Below are 6,416 nucleotides of genomic sequence, written 5' to 3' on the forward strand. Positions count from 1 at the left end.
CCAACTCCTTTCTCTTGATATTTTTTAATGCGTTTGCCCTGGGGGAAGAAAATAAAAAAGAGACGAATGCAAATCACTAAACGGCAAGCACTTATGCTACGCCCTATACTTAAAAAGCGAAGCTTTCCCGAAAATGAAAAAAACAGAACAAAAATCACGCTTATTTTAAACAGTTTGCCAAGTATATTATTTTTATAGCCGGATATAGTTGTTTTACAGACAGAATTTTATATCTTTGCACCCGCTAATACAAACAGCTTAAATTAATTATTCAAACATGGCAACAAAAATTAGATTGCAAAGACACGGTCGCAAAAGCTACGCTTTTTATCAGATCGTAGTTGCAGACAGCAGGGCTCCACGTGATGGAAAGTTTATTGAAAGGATAGGTTCTTATAATCCGAACACTAATCCTGCTACAGTAGATTTGAACTTCGAAAGAGCTTTGTATTGGTTACAGGTAGGTGCACAACCTACAGATACCACCCGTAATATTCTTTCACGCGAAGGTGTTTGCATGAAAAAACACTTACTGGAAGGTGTTAAAAAAGGTGCATTCGACGAAGCTACGGCTGAAACAAAGTTCCAAGCTTGGTTGAAAAACAAACAAGCTTCTGTACAAGCTGTAAAAGACAAGGATAGCGAAGCTGCTAAAGCTGCTGCTAAAGCTCGTCTGGAAGCAGAAAAAGAAGCAAACAAGGCAAAAGCAGAAATCGTAGCTAAAAAGAAAGCAGAATTGGCAGCCGCAGAAGCTGCTAAGCAAGCTGAAGAAGCTGTAGCTGCCGCTCCGGCAGAAGAAGCTCCCGCAGCAGAAAGCGCTGAATAATTCGTGCAAATGCCAAATAAAAAGAGGACATCTCATCGAGATGCCCTCTTTTTTAATGTGTATAATTAAAAAGGTAAGCTTTGATTTCTACTTAAAGACTACTCTTCTTTCCTAACAAAAATTTGTTTATTTGTTCCACAAACTGTTCTTTGGATAATGCTCCCTGAGCAATCTGCGGCTTTCCAGTCTTCGGAATAAACAACAAAGTCGGGATGCTCTGGATACCGAATGCAGCAGCCAGCTCTTTTTCTTTATCTACATCAATCTTATAAATAACGATATCATCCTTATATTGAGCAGCCAATTCTTTCAAAATCGGAGACACCTTTTTACAAGGTCCACACCAATCCGCATAGAAATCAATAATACAAGGCTTATTCCCTTCATAAACCCATTCCGTCTGATTTTTTTCGTAATTATATACTTTTGAAAGGAAATCAGCCTTATTCAATGCAACAACTTCTCCCTGAGCTGCCACTTTTTCCGTTTCGTTCTTTTCTGTTTCGTTCTTTTCAGACTTTTCAGATTTGGCCGACATAGAGCAACTTACCAGAATAAGCGCCATGGCTACCATCAATAAACTTTTTAATTTTCTCATATAAAAACTCGTTCTATTTAATTATTATCACTTACAAATATAACAATAAAAAGCCAGAAACGTTCTTTCTCAGTGATTAAAAGAAAAATAATAGTTCAAAAAGAAAAATATAATCCTTCCCACTCTTGCAAATTTAAAACAAATCGCTACCTTTGCACCGCAATCAAAAAAACAGAAGCGCAGATTGCATGACATATTGGAGAGATGGCAGAGTGGTCGATTGCGGCGGTCTTGAAAACCGTTGAACCGAGAGGTTCCTGGGGTTCGAATCCCTATCTCTCCGCTGAACGTGCTGGACAGAAATGGTCAGCAAACGGACAAAAAGCTACAAATCAATGATTTGTGGCTTTTTTTATTGCCCAAAAGTCCTGCTTCCAAGACTTCAAAAGTACGGTAAAAGACAAAGTTTCGTTACTAAATCGTTACCTATTCCCTGCCGGACAAAAACGGTAACGATTTGTCCACAAATGACCTGATAATGACTTGATTAGTCCATAGTCTGCATAACTCGAAAACGAGAGGTAAAAATTAATTTTGCAACTAAAAAAGTGAGTTATGAAATCGACATTCAAGGTTCTTTTTTATTTGAAGAAAGGTTCTGAAAAGAAAAACGGCGAGGTTATGATTATGGCACGCATCACCATAGACGGTAAACTTTGCCAGTTCAGTACGAAACAGAGCATCCAGCCCGGCAACTGGAACACGGCTGCGGGCAAAGCCAAAGGCAGGGATGCCGGGAGGATAAACGCCCTTTTGGACGACATACGTTCTTCCCTGAATACCATTTACCACGAAATGCAGCGGCGTGACAACTACGTGACCGCCGAGAAAGTGAAGAACGAGTTTTTGGGACACAGCGAGAGCCACGAAACAATCCTTACCCTGTTCCAAAAGCACAATGACGATGTGAAGCAGCTTGTGGGCATATCCAAGACGATAGCGACCTACCGGAAGTATGAAGTGACCCGCCGCCACCTCGCTGAATTTATCCAAAGCAAGTACAACGTATCGGACATATCCATTAAGGAGATTACCCCGATGTTCATTACGGATTTTGAGTTGTATTTGCGTACTGCCTGCAAATGCGGCTACAACACCACCGCCAAGTTCATGCAGTTCTTCAAGCGCATCATCATCATTGCCCGCAACAACGGCATACTGGTGGGCGACCCGTTCGCCAGCTACAAAATCCGGCTGGAGAAAGTGGACAGGGGCTATCTGACAGAGGACGAGATAAAAATTATCCTCAAAAAGAAAATGGTTTCCGAACGGCTGGAACACGTCAGGGACTTGTTCATCTTTTCTTGTTTCTGCGGTCTTGCTTACAGCGATGTCGCCTACTTGCGGCAGGAGAATATCCAAAAGTCTTTTGACGGCAACCTTTGGATAATCACCAAGCGGGTAAAGACCAACACGGACGTTAATGTTCCCCTGCTGGATATTCCCAAGATGATTTTGAAGAAGTACAAGGGCAAGTTGCCGGACGGCAAGATACTTCCCGTAATCAGCAATCAGAAGCTAAATGCGTACCTTAAAGAGATTGCCGATATTTGCGGTATTAAAAAGAACCTGACATTTCACCTTGCCCGCCACACGTTTGCCACTACTATAACATTACAATATATCATACTGTAACATAACTTGTTACAAAAAGTAATTCAAAAAAGGGTAACGTTTTAGCAACGTGCTATTCACCTTAATTCAGTCTAAATTGCAGCATTTCAAAATACTCACTACAAATATAGTTATTTTCTTCTAAATGTAAAATACAGTCTGTCACATTTTAGAACTTTCTTGTATTTTTGTAGCAAAGACATTGATAATGAAAGAATTTAATTCATATTTAAATGATTGGGATTACTCCAGCTTAAAGAAGTTGATACAAGAAAAAGGAGAATACCAAACTTACCAAAAGAAAGATTTCTTCATTCTACAAAATGAAACATCACATTTTATCGGATGGGTAGAAAGTGGTGTATTCCAATATACATATATAGATGAAGAGGGTATGGAACACATTGTTGGATATGCTTTTCAAGATGAGTTTGTTTGTGATTATTCATCTCTGATGAGGGGAACTCTTTCCTTAGTTAATATTCAGGCTATAACAGACTGTACTGTATGCATATTATCTCGTCATGATATTATCAATTATTGGGAAATGAATTATGACACCCAGCAATATGGAAGATTAGCTGCTGAAAGTCTATTTGAAATGATATATAAACAATTACTTGATTCATATTGCACACCAGAAATACGATATTTAAAGTTGATGAAACGATGTCCTAATTTGAAAGAAGTGATACCTTTAAAAAGTATAGCATCATATTTAGGAGTAACACCTGAAACAGTTAGCCATATCCGTAAGAAAATATTGTTCAACCAAAAGTCTTGAAGTTTTTCAAGGCTTTTGTTCTCTATTTTTCTTTATTTTGCCGATTGTTACAATTTATGTATTGAGTATAAAATAATTCATATATGAAAAGAAAATTAGCAGAGCTATCTCTAAAAGAACTTTGGCGATTGTTCCCTATAATCTTGACTGCACATCAAGATTGTTGGGCAAACTGGTTTAAAGAAGAAGCGGGATTACTGAGAGAGAATTTGCCCGATGTTGGACGCATTAGCCATATAGGTAGCACAGCTATTAAAGGGATTTGGGCAAAACCTATCATAGATATACTTATGGAAGTTCCAAGAAAAGAAAGGCTCTCCAATTTACAAGGTAGGATTGAAAAATGTGGTTATATCTGCATGGCAGAAAACAACTGCCGCATTGATTTTAATAAAGGTTATACTTTACAAGGATTTGCCGAACAAATATTCCATTTGCACTTATCTTATGAGGGAGATAACGATGAATTGTATTTCAGGGATTATCTTCAAGCAAATACTGCTATCGCTAAAGAATATGAACAACTTAAATTTAATTTATGGGAGCAATATAAGTATGACAGGGATATGTACACTTTACATAAGGGGGATTTTATAAAACAATATACACAGAAAGGGAAACAGCTTTTAGCAGGTAGATATAGTAATAAGTGATATATACTTAAATAAAATTGAAGAATAGCATGAAAATGGATTATAAAGTTGGCGATTTGGTTTATGATGCGGATATTTATGACGGGTTAAATATTTACTTGTCTGATTTAGAATTTTATAAAAAATGGTTACCTCAAAATAAGGATGCAAAAATACTTGAACTTTGTTGTGGAACGGGCAGGCTTACAATTCCAATAGCAAAAGATGGATATAATATTAGTGGGGTTGATTACACTCCATCAATGATTGAACGGGCAAAAGCGAAAGCCTTTCAAAGTAAATTAAAAATTAATTTCATCGAAGCTGATATTAGAGCATTAAACTTACAAGAAAAATTCGACCTTATTTTTATTCCGTTTAATTCAATCCATCATTTATATAAAAACGAAAATTTATTTGAGGTGCTAAAAGTCGTACAAAATCATCTTAAAGAGAAAGGCTTGTTCTTGTTGGATTGTTTCAATCCTAACATTCAATATATTGTTGAAAAAGAAAGGGAACAACAAGTTATTGCCGAATATACGACCAATGATGGAAGAAATGTGTTGATAAAACAAAGTATGTACTATGAAAGCACAACTCAAATTAACCGTATAAAATGGCACTATTTTATAAATGGAGAATTTCATTCAATCCAAAATATGGATATGAGATTGTTCTTTCCCCAAGAGTTAGATTCATATTTTAAACAAGCTGGCTTTAATGTTATTCACAAATTTGGAGATTTTACAGAAGAAGCATTTAATAACGATTCAGAGAAACAAATATACGTTTTATCACTAAAAAAAATGAATACAGATTTTACAATTAGAATAGCCCGGCTGTCTGATGCCTCTAAACTCAAAGATTTATTTCAAAATACAGTCCTCACAATAAATAAGCGTGATTATTCAAAGGCAGAAGTGGAAGATTGGGCATCATGTGGAGATAATCTTTCCAATATAGAAGAAATGATTAAGACCCATTATTTTATAGTGGCTGTTAATCAACAGTCTCAAATTGTAGGCTTTTCATCTATTACACCGCAAGGTTATCTACACTCTATGTTTGTTCACAAAGACTTTCAGGATAAAGGCATAGCAACTATGCTTTTGGAAGAAATAGAGCGATATGCTATTTCAAATGGTATTATGCGGATTGCATCTGAAGTAAGTTTAACAGCCCGTCCTTTCTTTGAGAAAAGAGGTTATATAGTTGAAAAAGAACAAAAGCGCAAAGCCAATCAACTTTCTCTTATTAATTTTTGGATGGCAAAGGAACTGACTAAATGAAATTTTATAACGGATACATTCCTGCTTGTGGTGTCTTTTGCGGGGGATGCCCCATATATACAAGAGAAAAAAGCCCCTGTAAAGGAGCTGAACTGAATAGTTCTCGCTGTGATAAATGTAAAACATTTCATTTATGTTGCTTGGAGAAAGAAATAACACATTGTTTCCAATGTACTGATTTTCCATGTGTCAAATTTAAAAGATTTACCAAACGTTGGCTAAAATATGGACAGAATTTTATTGAAAATCAGAAACTTTTAAAAGCCATAGGTGAAGTTGCATTTTTAAATTATTATAATGGAAAAGTTGGAGATTAAGTTTTGCTCTTTTCCGATAAGTAAGATTATTTAGATGAAGAAGTTGCTTGAATGAAAATGCATACAAATATGCAATGAATAATAAGAACATATTAGAACAGAGATTTTTCCGATTATTATCGGAATACTCGCAGCGTAAAGTTTCTGCATCTGAATTTGCAGAAGGTATTGAAGAATTGGCTATACATTTAGCCGATTTTAGTATCAACGAACAGGATTATAGCGTTTTACTACGCTATTTTTCTTTCGGCTTACATCGGCTTAAATCGTATCGTGTGCGGTTTGAGCAAGAAAAAAATGCCCTATTTGCATTTGATTGATGAAGCAATAGGGCTGTTGAACACTGAAATGCG

The 6,416-nt window shown here is 36.3% G+C and carries 6 protein-coding genes, 1 tRNA gene and 2 pseudogenes; 8 read left to right on the forward strand and 1 reads right to left on the reverse strand.

Annotated features, from left to right (window positions below; translation table 11 throughout):
* Positions 1–277 precede the first annotated feature (277 nt).
* A complete protein-coding gene (locus DW103_RS13790; protein WP_122277125.1) occupies positions 278–826 on the forward strand; it encodes a 30S ribosomal protein S16 in 549 nt (182 codons plus the stop codon).
* Between the two features lie 91 nt (positions 827–917).
* Here the strand turns inward: DW103_RS13790 and trxA are convergent, their stop codons facing one another.
* A complete protein-coding gene (gene trxA / locus DW103_RS13795) occupies positions 918–1,424 on the reverse strand; it encodes a thioredoxin (protein WP_122277127.1) in 507 nt (168 codons plus the stop codon).
* A gap of 198 nt (positions 1,425–1,622) precedes the next feature.
* On the opposite strand from trxA, the gene DW103_RS13800 reads away from it, so the two are divergent.
* From DW103_RS13800 to DW103_RS18655, 7 genes and pseudogenes are all read left to right on the forward strand, one after another.
* Positions 1,623–1,707 (forward strand) — tRNA-Ser (locus DW103_RS13800).
* A 272-nt stretch (positions 1,708–1,979) separates the two neighbouring features.
* A pseudogene (locus DW103_RS13805) lies at positions 1,980–3,041 on the forward strand (site-specific integrase); the annotation flags it as partial.
* 205 nt (positions 3,042–3,246) lie between these two features.
* Positions 3,247–3,822: a Crp/Fnr family transcriptional regulator gene (locus DW103_RS13810; RefSeq protein WP_122277129.1), complete on the forward strand. Its 576-nt coding sequence runs from the start codon at positions 3,247–3,249 to the stop codon at positions 3,820–3,822.
* Positions 3,823–3,905: 83 nt separating this feature from the next.
* Positions 3,906–4,475, forward strand: a complete 570-nt coding sequence (locus tag DW103_RS13815) for a GrpB family protein (protein ID WP_122277131.1) — start codon at positions 3,906–3,908, stop codon at positions 4,473–4,475.
* A gap of 29 nt (positions 4,476–4,504) precedes the next feature.
* A pseudogene (locus DW103_RS13820) lies at positions 4,505–5,263 on the forward strand (class I SAM-dependent methyltransferase); the annotation flags it as partial.
* Positions 5,264–5,746, forward strand: a complete 483-nt coding sequence (locus DW103_RS13825; RefSeq protein WP_122277226.1) for a GNAT family N-acetyltransferase — start codon at positions 5,264–5,266, stop codon at positions 5,744–5,746.
* Positions 5,743–6,063 carry a DUF3795 domain-containing protein gene (locus tag DW103_RS18655; protein WP_122277133.1) on the forward strand — a complete coding sequence of 107 codons (321 nt, stop codon included), beginning with the start codon at positions 5,743–5,745 and terminating at the stop codon, positions 6,061–6,063. Before DW103_RS13825 ends, DW103_RS18655 begins: the two co-directional genes overlap by 4 nt.
* Positions 6,064–6,416: the final 353 nt, after the last annotated feature.

The organism is Parabacteroides sp. AM08-6, assembly GCF_003473295.1.
Classification (GTDB): domain Bacteria; phylum Bacteroidota; class Bacteroidia; order Bacteroidales; family Tannerellaceae; genus Parabacteroides.

Excerpts from the sequence above, each read along its gene's own strand:
- DW103_RS13825 (WP_122277226.1), top strand. The coding sequence starts at position 5,264 with ATGAATACAGATTTTACAATTAGAATAGCCCGGCTGTCTGATGCCTCT.
- DW103_RS13815 (WP_122277131.1), top strand. The coding sequence starts at position 3,906 with ATGAAAAGAAAATTAGCAGAGCTATCTCTAAAAGAACTTTGGCGATTG.
- DW103_RS13790 (WP_122277125.1), top strand. The coding sequence starts at position 278 with ATGGCAACAAAAATTAGATTGCAAAGACACGGTCGCAAAAGCTACGCT.
- DW103_RS18655 (WP_122277133.1), top strand. The coding sequence starts at position 5,743 with ATGAAATTTTATAACGGATACATTCCTGCTTGTGGTGTCTTTTGCGGG.
- DW103_RS13810 (WP_122277129.1), top strand. The coding sequence starts at position 3,247 with ATGAAAGAATTTAATTCATATTTAAATGATTGGGATTACTCCAGCTTA.
- trxA (WP_122277127.1), bottom strand. The coding sequence starts at position 1,424 with ATGAGAAAATTAAAAAGTTTATTGATGGTAGCCATGGCGCTTATTCTG.